Origin of the sequence: Zunongwangia endophytica (genome assembly GCF_030409505.1) — a bacterium.
GTDB lineage: Bacteria > Bacteroidota > Bacteroidia > Flavobacteriales > Flavobacteriaceae > Zunongwangia > Zunongwangia endophytica.
On the sequence record NZ_JAUFPZ010000002.1, the window covers coordinates 3742567 to 3767066 of the forward strand.

At 36.2% G+C, this 24500-nt stretch carries 36 protein-coding genes; 34 read left to right on the top strand and 2 right to left on the bottom strand.

The genetic code is table 11. The features are described 5' to 3' along the window. Window positions 1–131 precede the first annotated feature (131 nt). The 34 genes from rplC (at window position 132) to ctlX (ending at window position 21500) form a co-directional block, all read left to right on the top strand. On the top strand, window positions 132–743 hold the full coding sequence (rplC, locus tag QWY91_RS16265) for a 50S ribosomal protein L3 (RefSeq protein ID WP_290236553.1): 612 nt from the start codon (window positions 132–134) through the stop codon (window positions 741–743). Further along, a complete protein-coding gene (rplD, locus tag QWY91_RS16270; RefSeq protein WP_290236554.1) occupies window positions 743–1369 on the top strand; it encodes a 50S ribosomal protein L4 in 627 nt (208 codons plus the stop codon). Before rplC ends, rplD begins: the two co-directional genes overlap by 1 nt. 9 nt (window positions 1370–1378) lie before the next feature. Continuing rightward, a complete protein-coding gene (gene rplW, locus QWY91_RS16275) occupies window positions 1379–1669 on the top strand; it encodes a 50S ribosomal protein L23 (protein WP_270060251.1) in 291 nt (96 codons plus the stop codon). A 9-nt stretch (window positions 1670–1678) separates the two neighbouring features. Then, on the top strand, window positions 1679–2506 hold the full coding sequence (gene rplB, locus QWY91_RS16280) for a 50S ribosomal protein L2 (RefSeq protein WP_290236555.1): 828 nt from the start codon (window positions 1679–1681) through the stop codon (window positions 2504–2506). A gap of 6 nt (window positions 2507–2512) precedes the next feature. After that, a complete protein-coding gene (rpsS, locus tag QWY91_RS16285) occupies window positions 2513–2791 on the top strand; it encodes a 30S ribosomal protein S19 (RefSeq protein WP_013073261.1) in 279 nt (92 codons plus the stop codon). Between the two features lie 8 nt (window positions 2792–2799). Then, window positions 2800–3207 (top strand): 50S ribosomal protein L22, encoded by a 408-nt coding sequence (rplV, locus tag QWY91_RS16290; RefSeq protein WP_290236558.1) that lies wholly within the window; start codon window positions 2800–2802, stop codon window positions 3205–3207. A gap of 7 nt (window positions 3208–3214) precedes the next feature. Beyond that, a complete protein-coding gene (gene rpsC, locus QWY91_RS16295) occupies window positions 3215–3931 on the top strand; it encodes a 30S ribosomal protein S3 (protein ID WP_270060254.1) in 717 nt (238 codons plus the stop codon). A 17-nt stretch (window positions 3932–3948) separates the two neighbouring features. After that, on the top strand, window positions 3949–4368 hold the full coding sequence (rplP, locus tag QWY91_RS16300; RefSeq protein WP_290236559.1) for a 50S ribosomal protein L16: 420 nt from the start codon (window positions 3949–3951) through the stop codon (window positions 4366–4368). Window positions 4369–4378: 10 nt separating this feature from the next. Continuing rightward, the gene (gene rpmC, locus QWY91_RS16305) at window positions 4379–4570 is read left to right on the top strand and encodes a 50S ribosomal protein L29 (protein WP_290236561.1); all 192 of its coding nucleotides are present in this window, start codon (window positions 4379–4381) and stop codon (window positions 4568–4570) included. A gap of 18 nt (window positions 4571–4588) precedes the next feature. Then, the gene (gene rpsQ / locus QWY91_RS16310) at window positions 4589–4846 is read left to right on the top strand and encodes a 30S ribosomal protein S17 (RefSeq protein ID WP_089373243.1); all 258 of its coding nucleotides are present in this window, start codon (window positions 4589–4591) and stop codon (window positions 4844–4846) included. 2 nt (window positions 4847–4848) lie between these two features. Continuing rightward, complete coding sequence (gene rplN, locus QWY91_RS16315; protein WP_121667792.1) at window positions 4849–5217, top strand: 50S ribosomal protein L14; 369 nt, start codon at window positions 4849–4851, stop codon at window positions 5215–5217. 12 nt (window positions 5218–5229) lie between these two features. Next, window positions 5230–5541 (top strand): 50S ribosomal protein L24, encoded by a 312-nt coding sequence (gene rplX / locus QWY91_RS16320; RefSeq protein WP_290236567.1) that lies wholly within the window; start codon window positions 5230–5232, stop codon window positions 5539–5541. A 2-nt stretch (window positions 5542–5543) separates the two neighbouring features. Next, complete coding sequence (gene rplE, locus QWY91_RS16325; protein ID WP_290236569.1) at window positions 5544–6095, top strand: 50S ribosomal protein L5; 552 nt, start codon at window positions 5544–5546, stop codon at window positions 6093–6095. A gap of 2 nt (window positions 6096–6097) precedes the next feature. Further along, the gene (gene rpsN / locus QWY91_RS16330; protein WP_270060259.1) at window positions 6098–6367 is read left to right on the top strand and encodes a 30S ribosomal protein S14; all 270 of its coding nucleotides are present in this window, start codon (window positions 6098–6100) and stop codon (window positions 6365–6367) included. 60 nt (window positions 6368–6427) lie between these two features. Beyond that, a complete protein-coding gene (gene rpsH, locus QWY91_RS16335) occupies window positions 6428–6826 on the top strand; it encodes a 30S ribosomal protein S8 (RefSeq protein ID WP_290236571.1) in 399 nt (132 codons plus the stop codon). Between the two features lie 19 nt (window positions 6827–6845). Continuing rightward, window positions 6846–7388 carry a 50S ribosomal protein L6 gene (gene rplF, locus QWY91_RS16340; protein ID WP_290236572.1) on the top strand — a complete coding sequence of 181 codons (543 nt, stop codon included), beginning with the start codon at window positions 6846–6848 and terminating at the stop codon, window positions 7386–7388. Window positions 7389–7398: 10 nt separating this feature from the next. After that, window positions 7399–7755 (top strand): 50S ribosomal protein L18, encoded by a 357-nt coding sequence (rplR, locus tag QWY91_RS16345; protein ID WP_290236573.1) that lies wholly within the window; start codon window positions 7399–7401, stop codon window positions 7753–7755. A 6-nt stretch (window positions 7756–7761) separates the two neighbouring features. Next, a complete protein-coding gene (gene rpsE, locus QWY91_RS16350; RefSeq protein WP_290236574.1) occupies window positions 7762–8286 on the top strand; it encodes a 30S ribosomal protein S5 in 525 nt (174 codons plus the stop codon). Between the two features lie 13 nt (window positions 8287–8299). Continuing rightward, entirely contained in the window at window positions 8300–8482 is a 183-nt protein-coding gene (rpmD, locus tag QWY91_RS16355) for a 50S ribosomal protein L30 (RefSeq protein WP_290236575.1), read from the top strand. Between the two features lie 9 nt (window positions 8483–8491). Beyond that, complete coding sequence (rplO, locus tag QWY91_RS16360) at window positions 8492–8944, top strand: 50S ribosomal protein L15 (RefSeq protein ID WP_290236576.1); 453 nt, start codon at window positions 8492–8494, stop codon at window positions 8942–8944. 11 nt (window positions 8945–8955) lie between these two features. After that, entirely contained in the window at window positions 8956–10290 is a 1335-nt protein-coding gene (gene secY, locus QWY91_RS16365; protein WP_290236577.1) for a preprotein translocase subunit SecY, read from the top strand. Between the two features lie 3 nt (window positions 10291–10293). Beyond that, window positions 10294–10509: a translation initiation factor IF-1 gene (gene infA, locus QWY91_RS16370; protein ID WP_013073244.1), complete on the top strand. Its 216-nt coding sequence runs from the start codon at window positions 10294–10296 to the stop codon at window positions 10507–10509. 119 nt (window positions 10510–10628) lie between these two features. Continuing rightward, window positions 10629–10745, top strand: a complete 117-nt coding sequence (ykgO, locus tag QWY91_RS16375; protein WP_010519235.1) for a type B 50S ribosomal protein L36 — start codon at window positions 10629–10631, stop codon at window positions 10743–10745. A gap of 2 nt (window positions 10746–10747) precedes the next feature. Further along, on the top strand, window positions 10748–11122 hold the full coding sequence (rpsM, locus tag QWY91_RS16380) for a 30S ribosomal protein S13 (protein WP_290236579.1): 375 nt from the start codon (window positions 10748–10750) through the stop codon (window positions 11120–11122). A gap of 8 nt (window positions 11123–11130) precedes the next feature. Next, entirely contained in the window at window positions 11131–11523 is a 393-nt protein-coding gene (gene rpsK / locus QWY91_RS16385) for a 30S ribosomal protein S11 (protein WP_290236580.1), read from the top strand. A gap of 86 nt (window positions 11524–11609) precedes the next feature. Continuing rightward, complete coding sequence (gene rpsD, locus QWY91_RS16390) at window positions 11610–12215, top strand: 30S ribosomal protein S4 (RefSeq protein ID WP_290236581.1); 606 nt, start codon at window positions 11610–11612, stop codon at window positions 12213–12215. A 20-nt stretch (window positions 12216–12235) separates the two neighbouring features. Further along, the gene (locus tag QWY91_RS16395) at window positions 12236–13228 is read left to right on the top strand and encodes a DNA-directed RNA polymerase subunit alpha (RefSeq protein WP_290236582.1); all 993 of its coding nucleotides are present in this window, start codon (window positions 12236–12238) and stop codon (window positions 13226–13228) included. A gap of 34 nt (window positions 13229–13262) precedes the next feature. Beyond that, a complete protein-coding gene (gene rplQ / locus QWY91_RS16400; RefSeq protein WP_290236583.1) occupies window positions 13263–13754 on the top strand; it encodes a 50S ribosomal protein L17 in 492 nt (163 codons plus the stop codon). Between the two features lie 122 nt (window positions 13755–13876). Further along, window positions 13877–14989 carry a glutamine-hydrolyzing carbamoyl-phosphate synthase small subunit gene (gene carA, locus QWY91_RS16405; protein ID WP_290236584.1) on the top strand — a complete coding sequence of 371 codons (1113 nt, stop codon included), beginning with the start codon at window positions 13877–13879 and terminating at the stop codon, window positions 14987–14989. A gap of 192 nt (window positions 14990–15181) precedes the next feature. Beyond that, entirely contained in the window at window positions 15182–16471 is a 1290-nt protein-coding gene (gene eno / locus QWY91_RS16410; protein ID WP_290236585.1) for a phosphopyruvate hydratase, read from the top strand. 152 nt (window positions 16472–16623) lie between these two features. After that, window positions 16624–18165: a glycogen synthase gene (locus QWY91_RS16415; RefSeq protein ID WP_290236586.1), complete on the top strand. Its 1542-nt coding sequence runs from the start codon at window positions 16624–16626 to the stop codon at window positions 18163–18165. Between the two features lie 135 nt (window positions 18166–18300). Then, on the top strand, window positions 18301–19584 hold the full coding sequence (locus QWY91_RS16420) for a citrate synthase (RefSeq protein ID WP_290236587.1): 1284 nt from the start codon (window positions 18301–18303) through the stop codon (window positions 19582–19584). Window positions 19585–19660: 76 nt separating this feature from the next. Next, entirely contained in the window at window positions 19661–20572 is a 912-nt protein-coding gene (locus tag QWY91_RS16425; RefSeq protein WP_290236588.1) for a dimethylarginine dimethylaminohydrolase family protein, read from the top strand. 1 nt (window position 20573) lies between these two features. Beyond that, window positions 20574–21500: a citrulline utilization hydrolase CtlX gene (ctlX, locus tag QWY91_RS16430; protein ID WP_290236589.1), complete on the top strand. Its 927-nt coding sequence runs from the start codon at window positions 20574–20576 to the stop codon at window positions 21498–21500. A gap of 20 nt (window positions 21501–21520) precedes the next feature. Here ctlX and QWY91_RS16435 read toward each other — a convergent pair whose 3' ends face one another. Beyond that, complete coding sequence (locus QWY91_RS16435) at window positions 21521–23020, bottom strand: BCCT family transporter (protein WP_353958664.1); 1500 nt, start codon at window positions 23018–23020, stop codon at window positions 21521–21523. After that, the gene (locus QWY91_RS16440; RefSeq protein ID WP_290236590.1) at window positions 23016–24464 is read right to left on the bottom strand and encodes an SDR family oxidoreductase; all 1449 of its coding nucleotides are present in this window, start codon (window positions 24462–24464) and stop codon (window positions 23016–23018) included. The genes QWY91_RS16435 and QWY91_RS16440 overlap by 5 nt, the downstream gene beginning before the upstream one ends. Window positions 24465–24500: the final 36 nt, after the last annotated feature.

Genomic DNA, 24500 nt, shown 5'->3' on the forward strand with positions numbered 1-24500 from the left:
ATAAACCTCCTAGTATATATAGTAGGTAAAATGTCCGGCGCGTTTCGCAATGGAAAAACGGGAAAGATACATTCAGGACAGGAAGTATTTTTCTGTCCTGTTTTTTTATAAATTAATAATAATTAATAATTATGTCTGGGTTAATAGGAAAAAAAATAGGCATGACTAGTATTTTCGACGAAAATGGAAAAAACATTCCATGTACCGTTATAGAAGCTGGTCCATGTGTAATTACCCAAGTCAGAACCAATGAGGTTGACGGGTACGAAGCACTTCAACTTGGTTTCGATGACAAAAAGACTGCAAACAAAGCTGCTACAGGGCATGCTAAGAAAGCGGGAGTTGCTGCAAAGCATAGAGTCGTTGAATTCCAAGGATTTGAAGGAGATTACAAATTAGGTGATACTATAAATGTTGAGCATTTCACTGAAGGTGAATTTGTTGATGTTTCAGGTATCTCTAAAGGTAAAGGTTTCCAGGGAGTTGTGAAAAGACATGGCTTTGGTGGGGTAGGACAAGCTACTCACGGGCAACATAACCGTCTAAGAGCTCCTGGTTCTATTGGTGCTGCATCTTATCCTGCACGTGTATTTAAAGGTATGCGTATGGCCGGAAGAATGGGTGGCGAAAAAGTAAAAGTTGAAAACCTTAGAGTTTTAAAGGTGGTAGCTGAGAAAAATCTTTTAGTTGTTAAAGGATGTGTTCCGGGACACAAAAACTCTTATGTAATCATTAGAAAGTAATGGAAGTAGCAGTTTTAGATATTAAAGGAAAAGAAACAGGTAGAAAGATCGATCTTTCTGATGCTGTTTTCGGAATAGAGCCTAACGAGCATGCTATTTATCTTGATGTTAAGCAATACTTAGCAAATCAAAGACAAGGTACTCACAAGGCGAAAGAGCGTGCTGAAATAACTGGATCTACACGTAAGATCAAAAAACAAAAGGGAACAGGTACAGCCAGAGCTGGTAGTATCAAATCTCCTGTTTTTAGAGGTGGTGGTAGAATTTTTGGTCCTCGCCCAAGAAATTACGGTTTTAAATTGAATAAAACCTTAAAGCGTTTAGCTAGAAAATCAGCTTTATCTCTTAAAGCGAATGATAATGCTATTACGGTTGTTGAAGATTTTTCTTTCGATACTCCAAAGACTAAAAACTTTATTGAAGTTTTGAAAGCCATTGGTATTCAGGAGAAAAAATCTCTTATAGTGTTGGGTGAGTCAAATAAAAACGTATATTTGTCGTCACGTAATTTAAAAGGCTCTGAAGTTGTAAGTATTTCAGAATTAAGTACTTACAAGATATTAAACGCAAATAGTGTTGTGTTTATAGAAGGGTCTCTAGAAGGATTAGAGTCGAATTTAAGTTAAATGAGCGTTATGAGTATCTTAATTAAACCGATTATTACGGAAAAAGCTACCGCGGAAAGTGAACTTAGAAACTGTTTCTCTTTTGAGGTAAGTAATAAGGCGAATAAGATTGAAATTAAAGATGCAGTTGAGTCTGCTTATGGTGTTTCAGTAACTTCTGTTCGTACGATAAATGTCCGCCCAGATCGAAAAACTAGATTTACAAAATCTGGTATGATCACTGGTAAAACTAAGGCTTACAAAAAAGCTATGGTACAGGTGGCGGAAGGTGAAACTATTGATTTATATAGTAATCTTTAAGACTAAACAATGTCAGTAAGAAAATTAAAACCAATTACTCCTGGTCAGCGTTTTAGAGTAGTTAATGGGTTTGACGCCATTACTACTGATAAGCCGGAGAAGTCTTTACTTGCTCCGATCAAAAAATCAGGTGGTAGAAACAGTCAAGGAAAAATGACCATGCGCTATAAAGGTGGTGGTCATAAGAGACGTTACAGAATTGTAGACTTCAAGCGAGAAAAGCATGGAGTACCTGCAACTGTAGCTTCGATTGAGTATGATCCAAACAGAACGGCCTTTATCGCTTTATTGAATTATCAGGATGGTGAAAAAAGGTATGTTATTGCTCAGAATGGTCTTCAGGTAGGTCAAAATATAGTTTCGTCTAACGAAGCTTCTGCTCCTGAAATTGGTAACGCAATGCCGTTAGCAAATATACCATTGGGTACCATTATTTCTTGTATCGAGTTGAGAGCTGGTCAAGGAGCTGTTATGGCGAGAAGTGCTGGAGCATTCGCTCAGTTGTTAGCAAGAGAAGGAAAGTATGCGACTGTAAAGTTGCCTTCTGGAGAAATCAGAAGAATTCTTTCTGTTTGTTTAGCAACAATTGGTGCTGTGTCTAATAGTGATCATCAGCTTCAAATTTCTGGTAAGGCCGGTAGAAAACGCTGGTTAGGTATCAGACCAAGAACAAGACCTGTAGTGATGAACCCAGTCGATCACCCAATGGGTGGTGGTGAAGGTAGAGCATCAGGAGGTCACCCACGTTCAAGAAAAGGTTTGCCTGCTAAAGGTTTCAAAACCCGTTCTAGAACAAAAGCGAGTAATAAATATATTGTAGAACGTAGAAAGAAATAATAGAGTATGGCACGTTCATTAAAAAAAGGACCTTTCGTTCACTATAAATTAGAGAAAAAGGTAGCTGATAACGTAGATTCTGGAAAAAAAGCGGTGATTAAGACTTGGTCTAGAGCCTCGATGATTACTCCAGACTTCGTAGGACAAACAATAGCTGTTCATAACGGTAAACAATTTGTTCCTGTTTATGTTACTGAGAATATGGTAGGTCATAAATTAGGTGAATTTTCACCAACACGTTCTTTTAGAGGGCATGCTGGTGCTAAAAATAAAGGTAGAAAATAATTGAAGCTATGGGAGTTCGTAAAAAAGAAAGAGCAGAGCAAATAAAAGAAGCTAAGAAGCACATGGCTTTTGCTAAGTTGAATAACTGCCCTACTTCACCTAGAAAAATGCGATTAGTTGCAGATTTAGTAAGAGGTGAAAAAGTAGAAAAAGCGCTTCAAATTTTAAAATTCAATCAAAAAGAAGCTTCTTCTCGTTTAGAGAAATTGTTATTATCTGCTATTGCAAATTGGCAGGCTAAGAATGAAGATGCTAGTATTGAAGATGCTGAATTAGTTGTGAAAGAGATTCGTGTTGACGGTGGAAGTATGTTAAAAAGACTTCGTCCAGCGCCACAGGGTCGTGCACATAGAATTAGAAAGAGATCCAATCACGTAACATTAGTGCTTGGCGAAAAAAATAATACACAAAGCTAAGAAGAGTATGGGACAGAAAACAAATCCAATCGGTAATCGCCTTGGTATCATAAGAGGATGGGAATCCAACTGGTACGGAGGAAATGACTACGGTGATAAATTAGCCGAAGACGATAAGATTAGAAAGTACATCCATGCTCGCCTCTCTAAAGCGAGTGTATCTAGGGTAATCATTGAGCGTACCCTTAAGCTTGTAACCGTTACTATCACTACTGCTAGACCTGGTATTATTATCGGGAAAGGTGGTCAAGAGGTAGACAAGCTTAAAGAAGAGCTTAAGAAGATCACAGACAAAGAAGTTCAGATCAACATCTTTGAAATTAAGAGACCAGAACTTGATGCTCACTTAGTGGGTGCAAGTGTAGCAAGACAGATAGAGAATAGAATCTCTTACCGTCGTGCTATAAAAATGGCTATTGCGGCTGCAATGAGAATGAATGCGGAAGGTATAAAAATCGAAATTTCAGGTCGTTTAAACGGAGCTGAGATGGCGCGTTCAGAATCTTACAAAGATGGAAGAATTCCTTTGTCTACTTTTAGGGCCGATATTGATTATGCTTTAGTTGAAGCTCATACTACTTATGGTAGATTGGGAGTTAAAGTATGGATCATGAAAGGTGAGGTTTACGGAAAGAGAGAACTATCTCCGCTTGTTGGTTTAGCTAAGAAGCAAGGTGGTAAAGGTTCCGCACGAGGTGGTAATAAATCACGTCGTAGAAAGTAATTTTAAAGTAAAAGAAAATGTTACAACCTAAAAGAACGAAATATCGTAAGCAACAGAAGGGACGCATGAAAGGTTTGGCCCAAAGAGGTACTCGCCTTTCAAATGGAACTTTCGGTATCAAGTCACTTGATTCCAGTTTCATTACAGCTCGTCAAATAGAAGCTGCTCGTATTGCTGCTACCCGTTATATGAAAAGAGAAGGTTCTATCTGGATTAAAATTTTCCCAGATAAGCCTATCACTAAGAAACCTCTAGAGGTTCGTATGGGTAAAGGTAAAGGTGCTGTGGAATATTGGGCTGCTGTTGTAAAGCCTGGAAGAATAATGTTCGAAATTGGTGGTGTGCCTATGGCGACTGCTAAAGAAGCATTACGTCTTGCAGCGCAGAAACTTCCTGTGAGAACAAAATTTATCGTAGCTAGAGATTATCAAGAATAATTTTTGAATTATGAAACAATCAGAAGTAAAAGAATTATCTGTTGCAGAATTGCAGGAAGAGCTTGGTAAATCTCGTAAAGCATATGCAGATTTAAAAATGGCTCACGCTGTTTCGCCATTGGAGAACCCAATGCAGTTAAGAACTGCAAGGAAGAGTATAGCGAGATTAGCTACCGAGTTAACTAAAAGAGAACAACAATAAGTGTTATTCTGCTGAAAGATGGAAAAAAGAAATTTAAGAAAAGAGCGAATAGGTGTAGTTACTAGTAACAAAATGCAGAAATCAATTGTGGTTTCTGAAGTTAAAAAGGTAAAACACCCTATGTACGGAAAGTTCGTATTGAAAACTAAGAAGTACGTAGCTCACGACGAAACAAACGACTGCAACGAAGGTGATACTGTTAGGATCATGGAAACAAGACCTATGAGTAAATCTAAATGTTGGAGATTAGTAGAAATAATTGAAAGAGCGAAGTAATTATGGTACAACAAGAGTCTAGACTAAGAGTAGCAGATAATACTGGCGCTAAAGAAGTTTTAGCAATCAGAGTATTAGGAGGTACAAAGAAAAGATACGCTTCTGTTGGAGACAAAATTGTTGTCAGCGTTAAAGAGGCTACACCTAATGGAAACATTAAAAAAGGTGCAGTTTCTACAGCAGTTGTTGTTCGTACCAAGAAAGAAGTGCGCAGACCTGATGGATCTTATATAAGATTTGATGATAATGCATGTGTACTTTTAAACCCAACTGGAGAAATGCGTGGAACACGTGTTTTTGGTCCTGTTGCGAGAGAACTTCGTGATAAGCAATTCATGAAAATTGTATCATTGGCACCAGAGGTGCTTTAATACATTAAAAAAATGACAAAGCTTAAAATAAAATCAGGAGATACTGTTCTTGTTATCGCAGGAGACCACAAAGGTCAGGAAGGTAAAGTACAGAAAGTATTTCCAGAAAAGAATAAAGCCATAGTGGAAGGAATTAATACAATTTCTAAACATGAGAAGCCAAGTGCTTCAAATCCGCAAGGCGGAATTACAAAGAAGGAAGCACCGATTAACATCTCTAACTTGTCTTTAGTAACTAAAGATGGTAAAGCAACCAGAATTGGTTATAAAGAAGAGGATGGTAAAAAGGTGAGATTTTCTAAAAAATCAAATGAAGTAATATAGTTATGGCATACGTACCAAGACTTAGACAAGAGTATGATGAGAAAATAAAATCATCTCTGACAGAAGAATATAGTTACAGCAATGTAATGGAAGTGCCAAAGCTTAAGAAAATCGTTATCAGCCGTGGTGTTGGTGGCGCAGTTGCAGATAAAAAGCTAATCGATCATGCTGTTGATGAATTATCAGCAATCACAGGTCAGAAAGCTGTTTCAACAATCTCAAAGAAAGATGTTGCTTCATTCAAATTACGTAAAGGAATGCCAATTGGCGCAAAAGTAACTTTACGTGGTTATAGAATGTATGAGTTTTTAGATAGATTAATTACCTCTGCACTTCCACGTGTACGTGATTTTAACGGGATAAAAGCTAACGGTTTTGATGGTAGAGGAAATTATAACTTAGGAATTACTGAGCAGATAATTTTCCCAGAAATTGATATTGATGCTGTAAATAGAATTGCAGGTATGGATATCACTTTTGTTACTTCCGCAGAGACCGATAAAGAAGCTAAATCTTTACTAACTGAATTAGGTTTACCTTTTAAAAAGAATTAAGAATGGCTAAAGAATCAATGAAGGCCCGTGAGGTTAAGAGACAAAAAATGGTTAAAAAATATGCTGAAAAAAGAAAGGCTTTGAAAGAAGCTGGAGATTTTGAAGCATTGCAAAAATTGCCAAAAAACTCTTCACCAGTACGTTTGCATAATCGTTGTAAGCTAACTGGTAGACCTAAAGGATATATGAGACAATTTGGACTTTCTCGAGTAATGTTTAGAGAAATGGCTAATAATGGTCTTATTCCTGGGGTTAAGAAAGCTAGTTGGTAAATTATAAATTGGTTGTAGGTTCCAAAAAAATAGGAAAACCATAACCGCAAATTAATATAAATGAATACAGATCCAATTGCAGATTTTTTAACGCGAATTAGAAACGCGGTAGCAGCAAACCATAGGGTTGTTGAAATACCTGCTTCTAAGGTTAAAAAAGAAATTACAAAGATATTATTCGATCAAGGATACATCTTAAGTTACAAGTTTGAGAGCAATACCGCGCAAGGTACTATCAAAATAGCCCTTAAATATGATAAGGATACTAAAGACTCTGTAATAAAAGATATCCAGAGAATAAGTAAACCTGGTTTACGTAAATATGCCGGTGCTGGAGAATTACCACGTATACTTAATGGTCTTGGTATTGCAATTATCTCTACTTCTCACGGAGTAATGACAGATAAGCAAGCTAGAAGAGATCACGTAGGTGGTGAAGTATTGTGTTACGTTTACTAATTCTTAAAATAACTAAGAAATGTCAAGAATAGGTAAAAGCCCAGTTACAATTCCAGAAGGTGTTAATGTAGACGTTAACGGTAATATTGTAACAGTAAAAGGAAAATTAGGAGAGCTTAAGCAAGAGATTAACGATATAGATGTTAATGTAGAAGATGATGTAATTTCTTTTGAGCGTTCTTCTGAGAAAAGTGATCAAAAAGCTAAGCATGGTTTATATCGTGCTTTAGTTAACAATATGATAGAAGGTGTAACTACTGGATTTACTAAGGAATTAGAATTAGTAGGTGTAGGTTACAGAGCTTCGAATCAAGGACAGAAATTAGATTTAGCTGTTGGTTTTTCTCATAATATTGTTTTGGACGTAGCTCCTGAAGTTAAGGTTGAAACAATATCTGAAAAAGGTAAGAATCCAGTAGTTAAGCTTACTTCTCATGACAAACAACTTTTAGGACAGGTTGCTGCAAAGATTCGTTCTTTCAGAGTACCAGAACCTTATAAAGGAAAAGGTATCAAGTTCAAAGGAGAAATAATTAGAAGAAAAGCAGGTAAATCAGCTTAATAAGTTAGTTATGGCATTTTCAAAAGAAAAAAGAAGATTAAAGATAAGAAAGCGTATTCGCAAGAATATTAGCGGAACTGAAAGCCGTCCAAGATTGTCTGTATATAGAAGTAATAAAGAAATTTATGCTCAAATAATAGACGATGTAGCTGGAAAAACGTTAGCTTCGGCTTCTTCTAGAGATAAGGACGTTAAAGACGCTACCGGAACAAAGAGCGAAATTGCTCAGTTGGTAGGGAAAAGTTTAGCTGATAAAGCGAAACAATCCGGGGTAGAAACTGTTTCTTTCGATAGAGGTGGTTATTTATATCACGGAAGAGTTAAATCATTAGCAGAAGGTGCTCGTGAAGGAGGACTAAAATTCTAAGAAGATATGTATCAAGATTATAAAAACGTAGAACATGTAAAACCAGGAGGTCTTGAATTAAAAGACCGTTTGGTAGGAGTGCAACGTGTTACTAAAGTTACAAAAGGTGGTAGAGCATTTGGTTTTTCTGCTATTGTAGTAGTTGGTGACGAAAATGGTGTAGTTGGACAAGGTTTGGGTAAATCTAAAGAGGTTGCCGATGCTATTTCCAAAGCCGTTGAAGATGCAAAAAAGAATTTGGTACGTATTCCTTTACACAAAGGTACTTTACCACATGAACAAAAAGGTAAGTATGGTGGAGCGAGAGTTTTACTTTTACCTGCTGCAACTGGTACCGGTATTATTGCTGGTGGTGCAATTCGTGCGGTATTGGAATCTGTAGGAGTTCACGACGTACTTTCTAAGAACCAAGGTTCTTCTAACCCACACAATGTTGTGAAAGCTACTTTCGATGCATTACTACAATTAAGAAGTGCAGAGGCTGTTGCTAGACAACGTGGTATCACGTTAGAAAAACTTTTCAAAGGATAAAATCAAGGATAAGATGGCAAAGATTAAGGTAACTAAAGTTAAAAGTGCTATTAATAGATCTCAGAATCAAAAAAGAGTTCTAGAAGCATTAGGTCTTAGAAAGATGGGAAGTGCTGTAGAGCACGAGGATACTCCTAACATCCTTGGTATGATAAATAAAGTTAAACACTTAGTTTCTGTAGAGGAAACAAAATAATAGGTTCACATGAATTTAAGTAACTTACGACCTGCAAAAGGTTCAGTTAGAAGTAACAATAAGCGTGTTGGCCGTGGAGAAGGATCCGGTAAAGGAGGGACTGCAACTCGTGGTCACAAAGGGGCTAAATCACGTTCTGGTTACTCTAAGAAGATAGGTTTTGAAGGTGGGCAAATGCCACTTCAACGCCGTGTACCAAAGTTTGGTTTTAATAACAGAAACCGTAAAGAATATCAGGGTATAAACTTAGATACTTTACAATCATTAGTAGATAATGGTAAAGTTACAGACACTGTAGATCTAAGCGTACTTGTGGATAACGGTTTGGCTGGAAAGAACGAACTGGTTAAAATTTTAGGTAGAGGTGAATTAAAGGCTAAACTAAAAGTATCTGTTCATAAATTTACGGCCTCAGCCAAGGAAGCTATAGAAGCTGCAGGAGGAGAAGTTGTTACTTTATAATAGATAGCCAAATGAAATTCATCAATACTATAAAAAATATTTGGAAAATCGAGGAGCTAAAAAATCGTATTTTAGTTTCCCTCGGTTTACTTTTAGTTTATCGTTTTGGAACTCAGGTTGTACTTCCTGGGATAGACGCCAGTCAGTTAGCAAATTTAGCTAATCAGACAGATGGTGGTTTATTAGGTCTTCTTAATGCATTTACTGGAGGGGCATTCTCGAATGCTTCCATTTTTGCATTGGGTATCATGCCTTATATTTCTGCTTCCATTGTAGTTCAATTAATGGGAATTGCTATTCCTTATTTGCAAAAGCTACAAAAAGAAGGAGAAAGTGGGCGTAAAAAGATTAATCAAATCACTAGATGGTTAACCATAGCAATTACGCTGGTTCAGGGTCCTGGTTATATTTATAACCTATTTAATACCCTGCCACAAAATGCCTTTCTTTTAGGAGATAGTCTTTCTTTTGTAGTGTCTTCAGTAATTATTCTTACCACAGGAACTGTATTTGCGATGTGGTTAGGAGAGAAGATAACAGATAAAGGTATAGGTAATGGTATCTCCTTATTGATCATGGTAGGTATTATTGCTACACTGCCTCAGGCATTCCTACAGGAATTCGCCTCTAGATTCGAAGGTAGTGGAGGTTTAATTATGGTGTTGATTGAATTAGCTATTTGGTTTGCAATTATTTTAGCTGCTGTAATGTTGGTAATGGCTGTTCGCCAAATACCTGTGCAATATGCTAGAAGATCTGCTACTGGAGGTTATGAGAAAAATGTATTCGGCTCTAGACAATATATTCCTTTAAAGCTTAATGCTTCTGGAGTTATGCCGATTATATTTGCTCAGGCAATTATGTTTATTCCTGTGGCGTTAGCTGGTCTTTCAGACTCTGACGCTGCTCAAGGTGTAACAGCTGCATTTAGTGATATTTTTGGATTCTGGTATAATTTGGTATTCGCGTTATTGATTATTGTTTTTACATATTTCTATACTGCGATTACAGTACCTACCAATAAAATGGCAGACGATTTAAAACGTAGTGGAGGCTTTATTCCTGGTATTAGACCAGGTAGTGAAACGTCTGAATACCTAGATCGTATCATGTCACAAATAACACTTCCTGGATCTGTATTTTTAGCAATTATAGCAATTTTCCCAGCGATCATTGTGAAGTTGCTAGGTGTTCAGCAAGGATGGGCACTGTTTTTTGGAGGTACCTCTCTTTTAATTTTAGTTGGAGTTGCAATCGATACTATGCAGCAAGTAAATTCTTATTTGTTGAATAGACACTATGACGGATTAATGAAAACAGGTAAAAACAGAAAAGCAGTAGCTTAAATTATGGCAAAACAACCAGCAATTGAACAAGACGGAACTATAATCGAAGCATTGTCTAATGCTATGTTTCGTGTAGAACTAGAAAACGGTCACGTTGTGACCGCTCATATCTCAGGAAAGATGCGTATGCACTACATTAAATTGTTACCTGGCGATAAGGTGAAGTTGGAAATGAGTCCTTACGATTTATCTAAGGCTCGCATAACTTACAGATACTAAGAAGTAAATTGAGCTATTAATAATTTTTTCATTACTTTTGCACTCTGAAAAAATTATTTTGGCAATCAGGCCATATGTAAATTTTATTTTTGCATCTGGCATTTATAAAAATTATAAAGATGAAAGTTAGAGCATCAATAAAGAAAAGAAGTGCCGACTGTAAAATAGTACGCAGAAAAGGGCGCCTTTACGTGATTAACAAAAAGAATCCTAGATTTAAACAAAGACAAGGCTAATTATGGCAAGAATTGCAGGGGTAGATATACCTAAACAAAAGCGAGGAGTTATAGCGTTAACCTATATCTTCGGAATTGGCAAAAGCAGGGCTCAGGAAATACTTGCACAAGCCAAAGTTGATGAAAGTAAGAAAGTTTCAGATTGGGACGATGATGAAATAGGTCGTATCCGTGAAGCTGTAGGTGACTACACAATCGAGGGTGAATTACGTACTGAAGTTCAGATGAGTATTAAACGTCTAATGGATATTGGATGTTACAGAGGTATTCGTCATAGATCTGGATTACCACTTAGAGGTCAGAGAACTAAAAACAACTCCAGAACTAGAAAAGGTAGAAGAAAAACAGTTGCTAACAAGAAGAAAGCGACTAAATAATAAGTAATATGGCAAAGTCAACAAAATCAGCTCAGAAGAAGCGTAAAGTTAACGTTGAGTCAATTGGAGAAGCTCATGTTACTGCTTCTTTCAACAACATTATCATTTCTTTGACTAACAAAAAAGGAGACGTTATTTCATGGTCATCTGCCGGTAAAATGGGTTTTAGAGGATCTAAAAAAAATACTCCTTACGCAGCACAGTTAGCATCTGAGGATGCTTCTAAAGTTGCTCACGAAGCTGGTCTTCGTAAAGTTAAAGTGTATGTTAAGGGGCCTGGTAATGGTAGAGAATCAGCGATCCGTTCTATTCACAATAGTGGAATTGAAGTAACAGAGATTATCGATGTTACGCCACTTCCTCACAACGGATGTCGCGCTCCAAAGAGACGTAGAGTATAATTAATTATATAATTAGGAGAGGAAATTACGATTATCGAAGGACGAATGCCTTAATTCATAATCCCTTTCCTGTAAATCAATTTTAAATGGCAAGATATACAGGTCCAAAGACCAAGATAGCTCGTAAGTTTGGTGAAGCTATATTTGGAGACGATAAGTCTTTTGAAAAAAGAAATTATCCTCCAGGACAGCACGGTAATAACCGTCGAAGAGGTAAAAAATCTGAATACGCTATCCAGTTAATGGAAAAGCAAAAGGCTAAATATACTTATGGTATATTAGAGCGTCAGTTCAGAAATATGTTTGAAAAAGCAACAAGTTCACAAGGAATTACCGGTGAGGTATTACTTCAACTTTGTGAGTCTAGATTAGACAATGTTGTATTTAGATTAGGTGTAGCACCTTCAAGAAGAGCTGCAAGACAACTAGTTTCTCACAGACATATAACTGTTAATGGAGAATTAGTAAACATTCCATCTTACCACTTGAAAGCAGGAGACGTTATTGGAGTAAGAGAGAAGTCTAAATCTTTACAGGTAGTTCAGGATTCATTAGCTAATAATAGCAGTGTTTACGAATGGATTACTTGGAACAACGAAACAAAACAAGGAACTTTTGTTTCAGTACCTGGAAGAGTTCAGATTCCAGAAAATATCAATGAACAATTCATCGTCGAATTATATTCGAAATAATAATTCACAGAAGTCGTAATATGGCAATACTAAATTTTCAGAAGCCCGATAAAGTTATAATGATTGACTCTACAGATTTCGAAGGGAAATTTGAATTTCGTCCTTTGGAGCCTGGTTATGGGTTAACCGTTGGTAACGCTTTAAGAAGAGTGCTGTTATCTTCTTTAGAGGGATTTGCGATCACTTCGGTTCGTATCGAAGGTGTTGATCACGAATTCTCAACAATTCCTGGAGTTGTAGAAGATGTTACAGAAATAATTTTGAATCTTAAACAAGTTAGATTCAAGAGGCAAATTGATGAAATAGATAACGAGGCCGTTACAATTTCTGTTTCTGGTGAAGAAGAATTAACCGCTGGTCACTTTCAAAAGTTTATCTCTGGTTTTCAAGTTTTAAATCCCGACTTGGTGATTTGTCATCTTGATAGCAAGATAAATATTAATATGGAGATCACTATCGAAAAAGGCAGAGGTTATGTTCCGGCAGAAGAAAATAAGAAAGCTAATGCTCCTTTAGGAACAATATTTACAGATTCTATTTACACTCCTATAAAGAATGTAAAGTATAGTATCGAGAATTACCGTGTAGAACAAAAGACTGACTACGAAAAATTAGTTTTCGAAATTAGTAGTGATGGTTCTATTCATCCTAAAGATGCTTTAACAGAAGCTGCCAAAACTTTAATTCACCACTTCATGTTGTTCTCTGATGAGCGTATAACATTAGAGGCTGATGAAATTGCACAAACTGAAACTTATGATGAAGAATCTCTTCACATGAGACAGCTACTAAAAACTAAATTAGTAGACATGGATCTTTCAGTAAGAGCATTAAATTGTTTAAAAGCGGCTGAAGTTGATACCTTAGGAGATCTTGTATCTTACAATAAAAATGATCTTATGAAGTTCCGTAACTTCGGTAAGAAATCATTAACAGAGCTTGAAGAGCTTGTAAGTAACAAAGGTTTAAACTTTGGTATGGATCTTTCAAAATATAAATTGGATAAGGACTAATTCACACTGGTGAATTGCTCTAAAAAGAATAGTAATGAGACACGGAAAGAAAATAAATCATTTAGGTAGAAAGACCGCGCATCGTAAGTCGATGTTGGCCAACATGGCGTCTTCACTAATTGAGCATAAACGCATAAATACTACTGTGGCTAAAGCAAAAGCTTTAAAAGTTTTTGTTGAGCCTTTAGTAACTAAGTCTAAAGTAGATACTACTCATAATAGAAGAATCGTATTTAGTAAACTGCGTGATAAATATGCAGTTGCTGAATTATTTCGTGAAGTAGCACCAAAAGTAGGAGATCGTCCAGGTGGTTATACAAGAATCATTAAACTTGGGAATCGTCTAGGAGATAATGCTGATATGGCAATGATCGAATTGGTAGACTTTAATGAGACTTACAATGTAAACAAGCCTGAGAAGAAGAAATCTACTCGTAGAGCTGGTAAGAAAAAAGCTGAGACTACTGATGCTCCAAAAGCAGAAGATTCTAAGCAAGAAGATCAAGAAGGTAAAAAAGAAGAATAAATGATTCTTTATTATCAATAAATTTTGAAAAAAGGATAAACTCACTGAGTTTGTCCTTTTTTTTTATCTAATTAGCATTCATTTTAATTATTCCCTAACTTTAGATCGTATTATTTATTAGTATGAAATATCAAACAAGAAAAAAAGCCATAATTCTATTAGCTGACGGAACCGTTTTTCACGGGAAACTGGTAGGAACTAAAGACGGTAGCGCTGTTGGCGAAGTGTGTTTTAATACCGGGATGACCGGTTATCAGGAAATATTTACAGATCCTTCTTATTTTGGTCAATTGATGGTTACCACAAACGCTCATATTGGTAATTATGGAACTAATGAGAATGAAAATGAGTCTGATGGCGCTAAAATAGCTGGTTTAATTTGTAAGAACTTTAGTTACGATCAATCGCGACCTGCTGCAGATAAAACCTTACAGGAGTTTTTAGACGATAATAATCTGTTTGCAATTTCTGATATTGATACTCGTGCTCTGGTTACTTATATTAGAGAAAACGGCGCTATGAACGCGATAATCTCTACCGATGTAGACAATATAGAAGGCTTAAAAGCGGAACTTGCTGAAGTACCAGATATGGACGGTTTAGAACTTGCTTCTAAAGTTTCGACTAAAGAGCCATATTTCTATGGTAAGGAAGATGCGACATATAAGGTAGCTGCCCTAGATGTAGGTATCAAGAAGAACATTCTTAGAAATCTCGCGAAGAGAGATGTTTATGTAAAAGTGTTCCCTTTCGATACCTCTTATGAACAAATGAGCGAGTGGAATCCAGATGGTTATTTTCTTTCTAATGGTCCTGGTGATCCAAAGCCATTAAAGAATGCCATTCAGCTGGCAACCGATATTATTGAAAAAGACCATCCTTTATTCGGGATTTGTTTAGGGCATCAGATTATTGCTTTAGCAAATGGAATACCTACCTATAAAATGCACCATGGTCACCGCGGAATTAATCATCCTGTAAAGAATTTGAAAACAGGAAAAGGAGAAATTACCTCTCAAAATCATGGATTCTCGGTAGATAAAACAGCAACAGAAAGTCATCCAAACGTAAAGATAACGCACATTTGTCTAAACGATCAAACCGTTGGAGGTTTAGAGATGACTAATAAGAATTGTTTTTCTGTACAATATCATCCAGAAGCTAGCCCGGGACCTAATGACGCCAGTTATCTTTTCGATGAATTTATAGATCGAATTAAACAAGTAAAAGCTTAATACAGAAAAGCCGAGATCGAATCTCGGCTTTTTTTGTTTTAATTTAAGATGTTGATAATATGGAAGCTAACAATTAGGATTTCGCAAACGTTTTAGGTAAAATGCTTGTTATATTAAAAATTATTCCTCGTTTTTTTATTGTTGTATTTGTATCTTGCAAACTAATCAATTAATTAAATTATTATATAAATTATGAGTGCTATAGTACATATTCATGCACGTCAAATTTTTGACTCCAGAGGTAACCCAACAGTAGAAGTAGATGTAATCACAGAAAACGGAGTATTAGGAAGGGCAGCAGTTCCTTCTGGAGCTTCTACCGGTGAGCATGAAGCTGTAGAACTACGTGATGGTGGTGATGACTTTATGGGAAAAGGTGTTCTTACAGCTGTTGATAATGTAAACAGTAAAATTGCAGAGCAACTTTTAGGCTATTCAGTTTTCGAACAAAATTTAATCGATCAGGCAATGATCGAGCTTGACGGTACATCAAATAAATCTAAGTTAGGAGCTAACGCTATTTTAGGTGTTTCTCTTGCTGTAGCCAAAGCTGCTGCAAACGAACTTGGTCTTCCACTTTATCGTTACGTTGGTGGTGTAAGCGCAAATACGCTTCCTGTACCAATGATGAACATTATCAATGGAGGATCTCATAGTGACGCTCCAATCGCATTTCAGGAATTTATGATTATGCCGGTAAAGGCAGAAAGTTTTTCTCATGCATTAAAAATGGGAACTGAAATTTTCCATAATCTTAAGAAAGTACTTCACGATAGAGGTCTTAGCACAGCTGTAGGTGACGAAGGTGGTTTTGCTCCAACTTTAGACGGTACAGAGGACGCTTTGGAAACTATTCTTGAAGCTATCGAGAAAGCTGGTTATAAAGGTGGTGATGAAGTTATGATCGCTTTAGATTGTGCTGCTGCTGAATTTTATGAAGATGGCAAATATAACTATGCTAAATTCGAAGGAGATAAAGGTAAAGTAAGATCTAGTGAAGAACAGGCTTCTTATTTAGCTGAACTATCTTCAAAATATCCTATCGTTTCTATCGAAGATGGTATGGACGAAAATGATTGGGAAGGCTGGAAAGCTTTAACCGACAAAGTAGGAGATAAAATTCAATTAGTAGGAGATGATCTTTATGTAACTAACGTAGAGCGTCTATCCAGAGGTATTGAAGAAGGTATTGCAAATTCAATTCTTATTAAAGTTAACCAAATCGGTACTTTAACAGAGACTATTGCTGCTGTAAATATGGCTCACAATGCTGGATTTACATCTGTAATGTCGCATAGATCTGGAGAAACTGAAGATAATACAATTGCAGATTTAGCAGTTGCTTTAAATACAGGCCAAATAAAAACTGGTTCTGCTTCAAGAAGTGATCGTATGGCTAAGTACAACCAACTTCTTAGAATTGAAGAAGAATTAGGAAGTGTTGCTTACTATCCAAAAGAGAAAGCATTCAAAGTGAAATAAGGATTCGTAAGAATTTTAGAATTTAGAAAGCTCTTCATTAATTTGAAGAGCTTTTTTGTTTTAATTTAATATTCTTTTAATCAATTATTTGGGGATTAATAATTAACTTTTCACACACTTAAGTTCTAATCTAATCCTAACCAGATTTTTACATGCATAATTTCTTGTTTGTAGCTTCAGAAAATGATGCTATACCCCGTTGCAAAGCAGGAGGAATGGGCGATGTGCTGCGCGATGTCCCCAGACAAATTTCTCAAAAAGGAGATACAGTTCATGTTGTTGTACCTGCATATTCCAGATTACATCAGGAAGGAACTTTGATCTCCAAGTTATTTTTCAACCTCAGAAACACTCAATATGAGGCTGAGATTTATGAAGTTCAGCCTAAAAAAGATTTTCCAGGAATTACACATTACGTAATCCATCATCCAGAAATTCAAGGAGGTGATATTGCGCATATTTATCACAATGATCTCGATCAGCCTTTTTATACCGATGCGATAAAATATTTTATTTTTTGTACTGCTGTAGCCGAGGCTATTAAAACTGATATTTTCGGTAAACTTGACGTCATTCATTTACATGACTGGCACGCAAGTATGGTTTTATTCTTAAGAAGATACCATCAAGACTATACAGGACTTAAGGATATACGTGTAATTTATAGTATACACAATCTTGCGATACAAGGGATTAGACCTTTCGAAAATAATTACTCTTCAATCAGGAATTTCTTTCCCAATGTCGATTTTAATTATGACGAACTAAGAGATCGCCGTTATCACGATTGTATAAACATGATGGCACTTGGTATTCGTTTTGCTGATGCTGTACATACGGTGTCTCCTAGTTATAAAGAAGATGTGCTTCACCCAAGCAATCCACCGGTTTTTATAGGAGGTGAAGGTTTAGAAGAAGATCTAAACTGCGCCAACGACGAAGGTCGTTTTATGGGAATTCTAAATGGCTGTAATTATAGAAATATAAGAAGAGCAAGAAAGAATAACTTATACTTCAATATAGCATCGGCATTGTTTCGATGGATGCAGCAAGAATCTAAAAAGTACAAGTCAGATTTTTTAGCGCATACGGGAGAGAAAGTAATGCCTTTCCTAAAAAGAAAACCAGAATTCGTATGTTCTAGTGTTGCACGCTTAACAGAGCAGAAATTTTATTTTTTCAAGCAATCGCCAGAAGCTTTCTTGGAAATTTTAGATCTTTTAGAAGAAGTTAATGGCGTATTTATTTTGTTAGGTACCGGTGCTCCTGAGTACGAAGAGTTATTAAGAAAGATCAGTCATCAAAAAAGTAACTTTCTATTTATTAACGGTCAGGACGAAGACGTTATCGATAGTATTTACCTGGAAACCGACTTGTACTTTATGCCAAGTCTCTTTGAACCCTGCGGGATCAGCCAGATGTTGGCAATGAGAAATGGACATCCTTGCCTAGTTCATCATACCGGTGGATTAATTGATACGGTAAGACATCTGGAAACAGGTTTTGCTTTTGATGGTAAAAGTTATGACAACAAGATCATAAATATGGTCGATTCATTTAAACACATTTTAAAAATGTTTTTCGATGATAAAACAAAGTGGAGAACCATAGAGCGAAATGCCAAAAAAGAGCGTTTCACCTGGAAGAAATCAGTAGACGATTATTATAAATCACTCTATAAATTACCAGCTTAGAGAAATGTATATACTTACTAAGTGAAATCTCTTGAAACCCTTGTTAATAATAGTATAATTGCTTGGTTTTAATTGAATAGATGCTTAGATTTTATTAAATTCGCAATCGATTAATTAAAATTGTAATTCAACACAATGTCAGATAAAGCTATATTAGAATATCAAGGAAAAAAATATGAGTTCCCTGTAACTGAAGGAACAGAAGGTGAACTGGGTATTAATATTAAAACCCTTCGATCTGAAGCCGGAATGATAACTTTAGACCGCGGTTATAAGAACACAGGAAGCTGTGAAAGTGCGATCACTTTCTTAAACGGGGAAGAAGGAATTTTAAGATATAGAGGCTATGCTATCGAAGACCTTGCTGAAAAAGCAGATTTTCTAGAAGTAGCTTATCTTTTAATTTTTGGAGAATTACCAAACAAGCAGCAGCTTGATAAGTTCTACGGAGACATAAAAGAAGAATCTGAAGTTGATGAAGAGATGAAGAAGATTTTGGATGGTTTTCCAAAAGCAGCTCATCCAATGGGCGTTCTTGCTTCATTAACCAGTGCGCTTACTGCATTTAATCCAGGTTCTGTGGATGTAGAATCTGAAGAAGATATGTATAAGGCAATTGTTAAGATTCTTGGTAAGTTTCCGGTACTCGTTGCTTGGACACAAAGAAAGAAAAACAGCCTGCCACTTAACTACGGTGACGATTCATTAGGATATGTAGAGAATTTACATAAAATGATGTTCGAAAAGCCAGGTAAAAAGTATAATGTAGACAAATCGGTAATCGAAGCATTAGATAAACTATTAATACTTCATGCAGATCACGAACAAAACTGTTCAGCATCTACAGTAAGAATGGTAGGTTCTTCTCATGCGGGATTATTTGCTTCAATCTCTGCTGGTATTTCTGCACTTTGGGGACCACTTCACGGTGGAGCTAACCAGGCAGTAATCGAAATGTTAGAAGGAATTAAAGCTGATGGTGGTGATACGCATAAATTTATGCAGAAAGCTAAGGATAAAGAAGATCCTTTCCGTTTAATGGGCTTTGGACACCGTGTTTATAAAAACTTCGATCCTAGAGCTAAGATTATCAAGAAATCTGCAGACGAGGTTCTAGAAGGATTAGGTGTTGAAGATCCAGTACTAGATATCGCTAAAGGTTTAGAGAAAGAAGCGTTAGAAGACGACTATTTCGTAAAAAGAAAATTATATCCTAATGTAGATTTCTATTCAGGTATCATCTATAGAGCTTTAGGTATTCCGGTAGAAATGTTTACTGTGATGTTTGCTTTAGGTCGTTTACCAGGTTGGATTGCACAATGGAGAGAAATGAGACTTAAGAAAGAACCTATTGGTAGACCACGTCAAATCTACGTTGGTGCAAACCTAAGAGAGTTTAAAGAAGTGAGTGAACGATAGTTTTCACCTTATTATAATTATTTAAAAAGCCCCATATTTAAATGGGGCTTTTTTTATATTTGAAAAAATCTTAGTAATGCAGTTGAAGATTAATAATGAAACATCAAGATTAAGAGCAGTTGTTTTAGGAATCGCTAAAAATAACGGTGGTGCGCCAGAACTTGATGAAGCCTACGATCCAAAATCTATAGAACATATTAAAGCTGGTACCTATCCAAAAGAAGAGGATATGGTAAAAGAAATTGAGGCGGTTGCCGATGTTTTAAAAAAATATGATGTAGAAGTTTTTAGACCTCAGGTTATCGAAAATTACAATCAGATTTTTACCAGAGATATAGCATTCGTGATCGAGGATAAATTTGTGAAAGCAAACATTCTTCCAGATCGAGAGAAAGAAATTAAGGCTATCGATCATGTAATAAACCAAATAGATCCAGAAAAAATAATAAAGCTTCCGGAAGAGGCTCATATCGAAGGAGGAGACGTGATGCCTTTCGGAGATTATATTTTGGTGGGAACTTATATTGGCGAAGATTATTCCGAATATATTACGGCTAGAACAAACATTCAGGCGGTAAAAGCCCTTCAGGATATATTTCCGAAGAAAAAAGTAGTTTCATTCAACTTAAAAAAGAGCAATCTTGATGCTAAGGAGAATGCTTTGCATTTGGATTGTTGTTTTCAACCGGTAGGAAAAGATAAAGCGATTATTTACAAAGGAGGCTTCTTAGACTCTAAAGAATATCAATGGCTTGTCAATTTATTCGGAGAAAAAAATGTCTTCGAAATTACGAAGGATGAAATGTATAATATGAATTCAAACATATTTTCAATTTCAGAAAAAGTAGTGATTTCCGAAGAAAAATTTACGCGATTAAATACCTGGTTGCGTTCGCATGGAATTACTGTAGAAGAAGTTCCTTACGCACAGATTGCAAAACAAGAAGGCTTATTACGTTGTTCAACCTTACCTTTAATTAGAGATTAAAATGAGACAGATTACAGATACCGTTTTAATGGTGAGACCCGTAGCTTTTAGAATGAATGAAGAAACGGCAGTTAATAATTATTTTCAGAAAGAAATAGATGTCAAAGATATAAATGAAAAAGCTCAAGCCGAATTTGATGCTTTCGTAAAGAAACTTAAAGGCGTTGGAGTTAATGTTATCGTGGTAGATGATGTTCCTGAAGATGATACTCCAGATTCCATTTTCCCTAATAATTGGGTGTCTTTTCATGAAAACGGAGAAATAGGTTTATACCCGATGTTTGCAGCAAATCGAAGAAAAGAACGTCGATTAGAATACTTTGCAAGATTGGAAGAAGAAGGCTTCAAAATTACTGATATTGTAGATTATACTTCTGCTGAAGATGATGATCTTTTTCTTGAGGGGACTGGGAGTTTAATTTTAGATCGCCAAAACGAGAAGGCATATTGTGCGTTATCGGCCAGAGCAGATGAAGATTTATTAATCGAATTTTGTGAAGATTTTGAATACACTCCGGTTATTTTTAAGGCGTATCAATCTGTTGATGGAAAACGTAAGCAAATTTATCATACGAATGTTATGATGGCTGTTGCCGAAGAGTTCGCTGTTGTTTGCCTCGATACTATAGATGATGCTAAGGAGCGTAAAAACCTTTTGAAACATTTAAAACAGGATAAGAAAGAGCTTGTTGTAATTTCTGAAGAACAGATGCATCAGTTTGCGGGAAATATGCTTCAGGTACAAGGTGCTTTCGATAAAAAATATTTGGTGATGAGTGAAAGTGCTCATCAAAGCTTAACAAAAGATCAGATTGCTAAAATCGAGAAGTATTCAGAAATTTTAAGCAGTGATCTTGGTGTAATTGAAGCTTGTGGAGGTGGAAGCGCAAGATGTATGCTTGCTGAGGTTTTTCTACCGAAGGCTTAAAGAAATGATATTGTATAAAATTATGGTTGTTTTTTACGAATTTCAATAACAAAAAGAACCATAATAATTGCCGTGAAAATGGCAAAAGGGAGTGAGCTAATAATCAGGAATTTTTGCATTGCATCCAGCACATCACTTTCCGGTTTTACATTCCCCAGAAGAATAATAGCTTCAGAAAATAAAAGAATCAATACCGCCCAAATTAGGCGGTATTTCTTTTTAGGATTGTCATTGCCTTTGTCGCTAAACATACTCAACACATAAATAGCCGAATCTACCGAGGTTACTAAAAAACTAATCAGTAATAAAACGGTTACGATGTTTGTCACATTTGAAAGTGGAAAGGACTCAAAAAATGTAAATATTGAAGTGAAAACATTACTGAATTCACCATTGTAAGTTTGCATGCCTTCAATAAGGCTAAAGGAAGATCCACCAAAAACACTAAACCATAGAAAGCTGCCTGAAGAAGGCAGGATCAAAACGCCCAAAATCATTTCTCTAATACTTCTTCCCTGTGATATTCTAGCAATAAATATACCTGTAAAAGGAGCCCAGGCTAGCCAAAATGCCCAATAGTAGTATGTCCAATCGGTTAAAAATTGTTTCCCGGGATTAAAATCTCCGATGGCTAAGCTTAGCTGAAAAAAGTCTTTAAGATAATACCATGTAGCGGTAAAAAATTGTTGTAATATTTCAGCAATATCAGCTTGTAGGAATATGAATATCAACAAAGCCATTGTAATATAAATATTCCAATTAGAAATACGTTTAATGCCTTTTTCTACTCCCGCATAGGCTGAAATGAATGCTAATAAACAAATAAGGAAAACTAGTCCAATTACAATCCATAGCGTTCCCGGTTCTTTTGCTGAAAGATGGCTCACACCGCCTTCAATTTGTGTGGTTCCAAGACCAATGGCAGCTACCAATCCAAAAACGGTAGTTAGAATGGTTAAAAGATCTATGCTTTGCGGTAAACCTTTAATTTTTTTAAGTTGAGGTAAACTTGTGCCGAGAAGTATATTGTTTTTTCTTACAAATAGCGAATAACCAATTATTAAAGCGAATATTCCATAGAATGCCCACGCGGTAAATCCCCATTGATAAAAAGTGAACTCTAAAGCGATAATATCGTTTGGATAGTCTGTTTTTAAAGGAGGGTTTTGATACATAAAAACAGGTTCCTGTACCGCACGCAGTAAAATTCCCGCACCCATACCCGCGCTGTAAAGCATCGCAATCCAGGATAATCGGTCAAACTGTGGTGGAGAATCACCCAATCGAATTCTTCCGTATTTCGAAAAGGCGATTATTAAAAGAAACAGCACGCAAACTAATCCCAGCCATAAATAGAATTCCCCAAAAATTTCTCTTACCCAAATAGAAGCATCATCAATAAAAGAATAAAACTCGGTAGTTAAAGAAAAAATCAAAACGGAAAAAAGCAATAAGATCAATGCCGCGCAATAAAAAAGCGGATTGTTTTTAACGTCGTTATAGATCTTACTGAAATTAATTGGTAAGCTGTTTTTTAGATTCTGAAGTAGCGATTTTGGTAATCATTCCGTCAAAAATAAAATAATGAAATGGGTACATAGAATACCAGTACAATCGACCAAAGATTCCTTTGGGTCTAAACGTAGCGGTTTGATGCACAATATTATCTTCATCGATACAAAATTCCAACCAGGCTTCACCAGGAACTTTCATTTCAGCAAAAAGAAGTAATCGCTTTTCTTCTTTATCGGCCAGCAGGACACGCCAAAAATCTAAAGAATCTCCTGGTGCTAGTTTTGTAGGATGGGTTCTTCCGCGACGTAAACCCACGCCGCCAGAAAGTTTATCCATATATCCTCTAATTTTCCATAACCAGTTTCCGTAGTACCAGCCATTAAGTCCGCCGATGGCCCAAATTTTTTCTAAAGCTTCTTCGGGATTATCGGTTTTTTTCTGTTGCTTATCAAAAAGACATCCATACTTAGGAATCTGAATGTATTTGTTGAGTTCCTTTTTAAATCGACCACTACTAAGAGAGTCTTTCCAGCTAGACAGCACCTGGTTTTGTTCGATTCTATGAAAAGCCATTTCGATAGCTTCTTTGTAAGAAATAGTTTCGATCCCAAGTAGTTTTTCCAATTTGTTATTTCTGGCAATAACTTCAACATTCATACTGTCAACCAAATTTTGAGCTAGTTTATACGAAGTTGAGGTTACAAAATAGAGCCAATGCGACGAAAGTTTGGCCGACATTACAGGTACAGTAAGAATCCATAATTTTAATCCTCTAACTTCCGCATACTTCAGCATCATATCTTTATAAGACAAAATATCAGGACCGCCAATATCAAAAGATTGATCGTAACATTCTTCGTGACCAATAACCCCGGTTAAGAATTTTATCACATCTCGGATAGCCGTTGGCTGACATTTTGTTTTAACCCAGCGTGGGGTGATCATTACTGGTAACTTCTCGCATAGATCCCTAATAATTTCAAAAGAAGAGCTTCCAGAACCTACAATAATAGCTGCTCTTAAAACTGTTAGATGATAATCACCTTTGTAAAGAATATCCTCGACAGCCTTACGAGATTTTAGATGTTTAGAGAGCTTATCCTGATTTACCATTCCACTTAGATAAATCACCTGTTTCACACTCGTTTCTGCCATTAATTTGTTGAAGTTCTTAGCAGCCTCAGCTTCCTGGCTATCAAAATCTTTGGTGTTACCACTCATCGAGTGAATTAGGTAGTACGCAATATCAATATTCTTTATTTTCTCTGGCGCATCTGTATCTTCCAGTAAATCAATTTCAACAATTTCAACCTGTTTTATTAATTCTTTGTTAGAGGATAATCTGTCTTTATTACGAACGGCACAAATCACCTCGTGTCCCTGTTCAATAAGTTCAGGGAGTAATCGCATTCCAATATAGCCATTTGCACCAGTAAGTAAGATCCGCATAGAATAGTTTTCTTTAAGAATAGAAACGTCTCAAAT

Bases quoted from the DNA above. Each gene is read 5' to 3' on its own strand.
- rplD (WP_290236554.1), top strand. From the start codon at position 743: ATGGAAGTAGCAGTTTTAGATATTAAAGGAAAAGAAACAGGTAGAAAG.
- rplV (WP_290236558.1), top strand. From the start codon at position 2,800: ATGGGAGTTCGTAAAAAAGAAAGAGCAGAGCAAATAAAAGAAGCTAAG.
- rplX (WP_290236567.1), top strand. From the start codon at position 5,230: ATGACAAAGCTTAAAATAAAATCAGGAGATACTGTTCTTGTTATCGCA.
- rpsQ (WP_089373243.1), top strand. From the start codon at position 4,589: ATGGAAAAAAGAAATTTAAGAAAAGAGCGAATAGGTGTAGTTACTAGT.
- rplQ (WP_290236583.1), top strand. From the start codon at position 13,263: ATGAGACACGGAAAGAAAATAAATCATTTAGGTAGAAAGACCGCGCAT.
- rplF (WP_290236572.1), top strand. From the start codon at position 6,846: ATGTCAAGAATAGGTAAAAGCCCAGTTACAATTCCAGAAGGTGTTAAT.
- rpsS (WP_013073261.1), top strand. From the start codon at position 2,513: ATGGCACGTTCATTAAAAAAAGGACCTTTCGTTCACTATAAATTAGAG.
- rplR (WP_290236573.1), top strand. From the start codon at position 7,399: ATGGCATTTTCAAAAGAAAAAAGAAGATTAAAGATAAGAAAGCGTATT.
- rplE (WP_290236569.1), top strand. From the start codon at position 5,544: ATGGCATACGTACCAAGACTTAGACAAGAGTATGATGAGAAAATAAAA.
- rplC (WP_290236553.1), top strand. From the start codon at position 132: ATGTCTGGGTTAATAGGAAAAAAAATAGGCATGACTAGTATTTTCGAC.
- infA (WP_013073244.1), top strand. From the start codon at position 10,294: ATGGCAAAACAACCAGCAATTGAACAAGACGGAACTATAATCGAAGCA.
- ykgO (WP_010519235.1), top strand. From the start codon at position 10,629: ATGAAAGTTAGAGCATCAATAAAGAAAAGAAGTGCCGACTGTAAAATA.
- QWY91_RS16440 (WP_290236590.1), bottom strand. From the start codon at position 24,464: ATGCGGATCTTACTTACTGGTGCAAATGGCTATATTGGAATGCGATTA.
- QWY91_RS16415 (WP_290236586.1), top strand. From the start codon at position 16,624: ATGCATAATTTCTTGTTTGTAGCTTCAGAAAATGATGCTATACCCCGT.
- rpsM (WP_290236579.1), top strand. From the start codon at position 10,748: ATGGCAAGAATTGCAGGGGTAGATATACCTAAACAAAAGCGAGGAGTT.
- rpsN (WP_270060259.1), top strand. From the start codon at position 6,098: ATGGCTAAAGAATCAATGAAGGCCCGTGAGGTTAAGAGACAAAAAATG.
- rpmC (WP_290236561.1), top strand. From the start codon at position 4,379: ATGAAACAATCAGAAGTAAAAGAATTATCTGTTGCAGAATTGCAGGAA.
- rplP (WP_290236559.1), top strand. From the start codon at position 3,949: ATGTTACAACCTAAAAGAACGAAATATCGTAAGCAACAGAAGGGACGC.
- rplW (WP_270060251.1), top strand. From the start codon at position 1,379: ATGAGTATCTTAATTAAACCGATTATTACGGAAAAAGCTACCGCGGAA.
- secY (WP_290236577.1), top strand. From the start codon at position 8,956: ATGAAATTCATCAATACTATAAAAAATATTTGGAAAATCGAGGAGCTA.
- QWY91_RS16395 (WP_290236582.1), top strand. From the start codon at position 12,236: ATGGCAATACTAAATTTTCAGAAGCCCGATAAAGTTATAATGATTGAC.
- QWY91_RS16420 (WP_290236587.1), top strand. From the start codon at position 18,301: ATGTCAGATAAAGCTATATTAGAATATCAAGGAAAAAAATATGAGTTC.
- QWY91_RS16425 (WP_290236588.1), top strand. From the start codon at position 19,661: ATGCAGTTGAAGATTAATAATGAAACATCAAGATTAAGAGCAGTTGTT.
- ctlX (WP_290236589.1), top strand. From the start codon at position 20,574: ATGAGACAGATTACAGATACCGTTTTAATGGTGAGACCCGTAGCTTTT.
- rpsK (WP_290236580.1), top strand. From the start codon at position 11,131: ATGGCAAAGTCAACAAAATCAGCTCAGAAGAAGCGTAAAGTTAACGTT.
- rplB (WP_290236555.1), top strand. From the start codon at position 1,679: ATGTCAGTAAGAAAATTAAAACCAATTACTCCTGGTCAGCGTTTTAGA.
- carA (WP_290236584.1), top strand. From the start codon at position 13,877: ATGAAATATCAAACAAGAAAAAAAGCCATAATTCTATTAGCTGACGGA.
- rplO (WP_290236576.1), top strand. From the start codon at position 8,492: ATGAATTTAAGTAACTTACGACCTGCAAAAGGTTCAGTTAGAAGTAAC.
- rplN (WP_121667792.1), top strand. From the start codon at position 4,849: ATGGTACAACAAGAGTCTAGACTAAGAGTAGCAGATAATACTGGCGCT.
- eno (WP_290236585.1), top strand. From the start codon at position 15,182: ATGAGTGCTATAGTACATATTCATGCACGTCAAATTTTTGACTCCAGA.
- rpsE (WP_290236574.1), top strand. From the start codon at position 7,762: ATGTATCAAGATTATAAAAACGTAGAACATGTAAAACCAGGAGGTCTT.
- rpmD (WP_290236575.1), top strand. From the start codon at position 8,300: ATGGCAAAGATTAAGGTAACTAAAGTTAAAAGTGCTATTAATAGATCT.
- rpsD (WP_290236581.1), top strand. From the start codon at position 11,610: ATGGCAAGATATACAGGTCCAAAGACCAAGATAGCTCGTAAGTTTGGT.
- rpsC (WP_270060254.1), top strand. From the start codon at position 3,215: ATGGGACAGAAAACAAATCCAATCGGTAATCGCCTTGGTATCATAAGA.
- rpsH (WP_290236571.1), top strand. From the start codon at position 6,428: ATGAATACAGATCCAATTGCAGATTTTTTAACGCGAATTAGAAACGCG.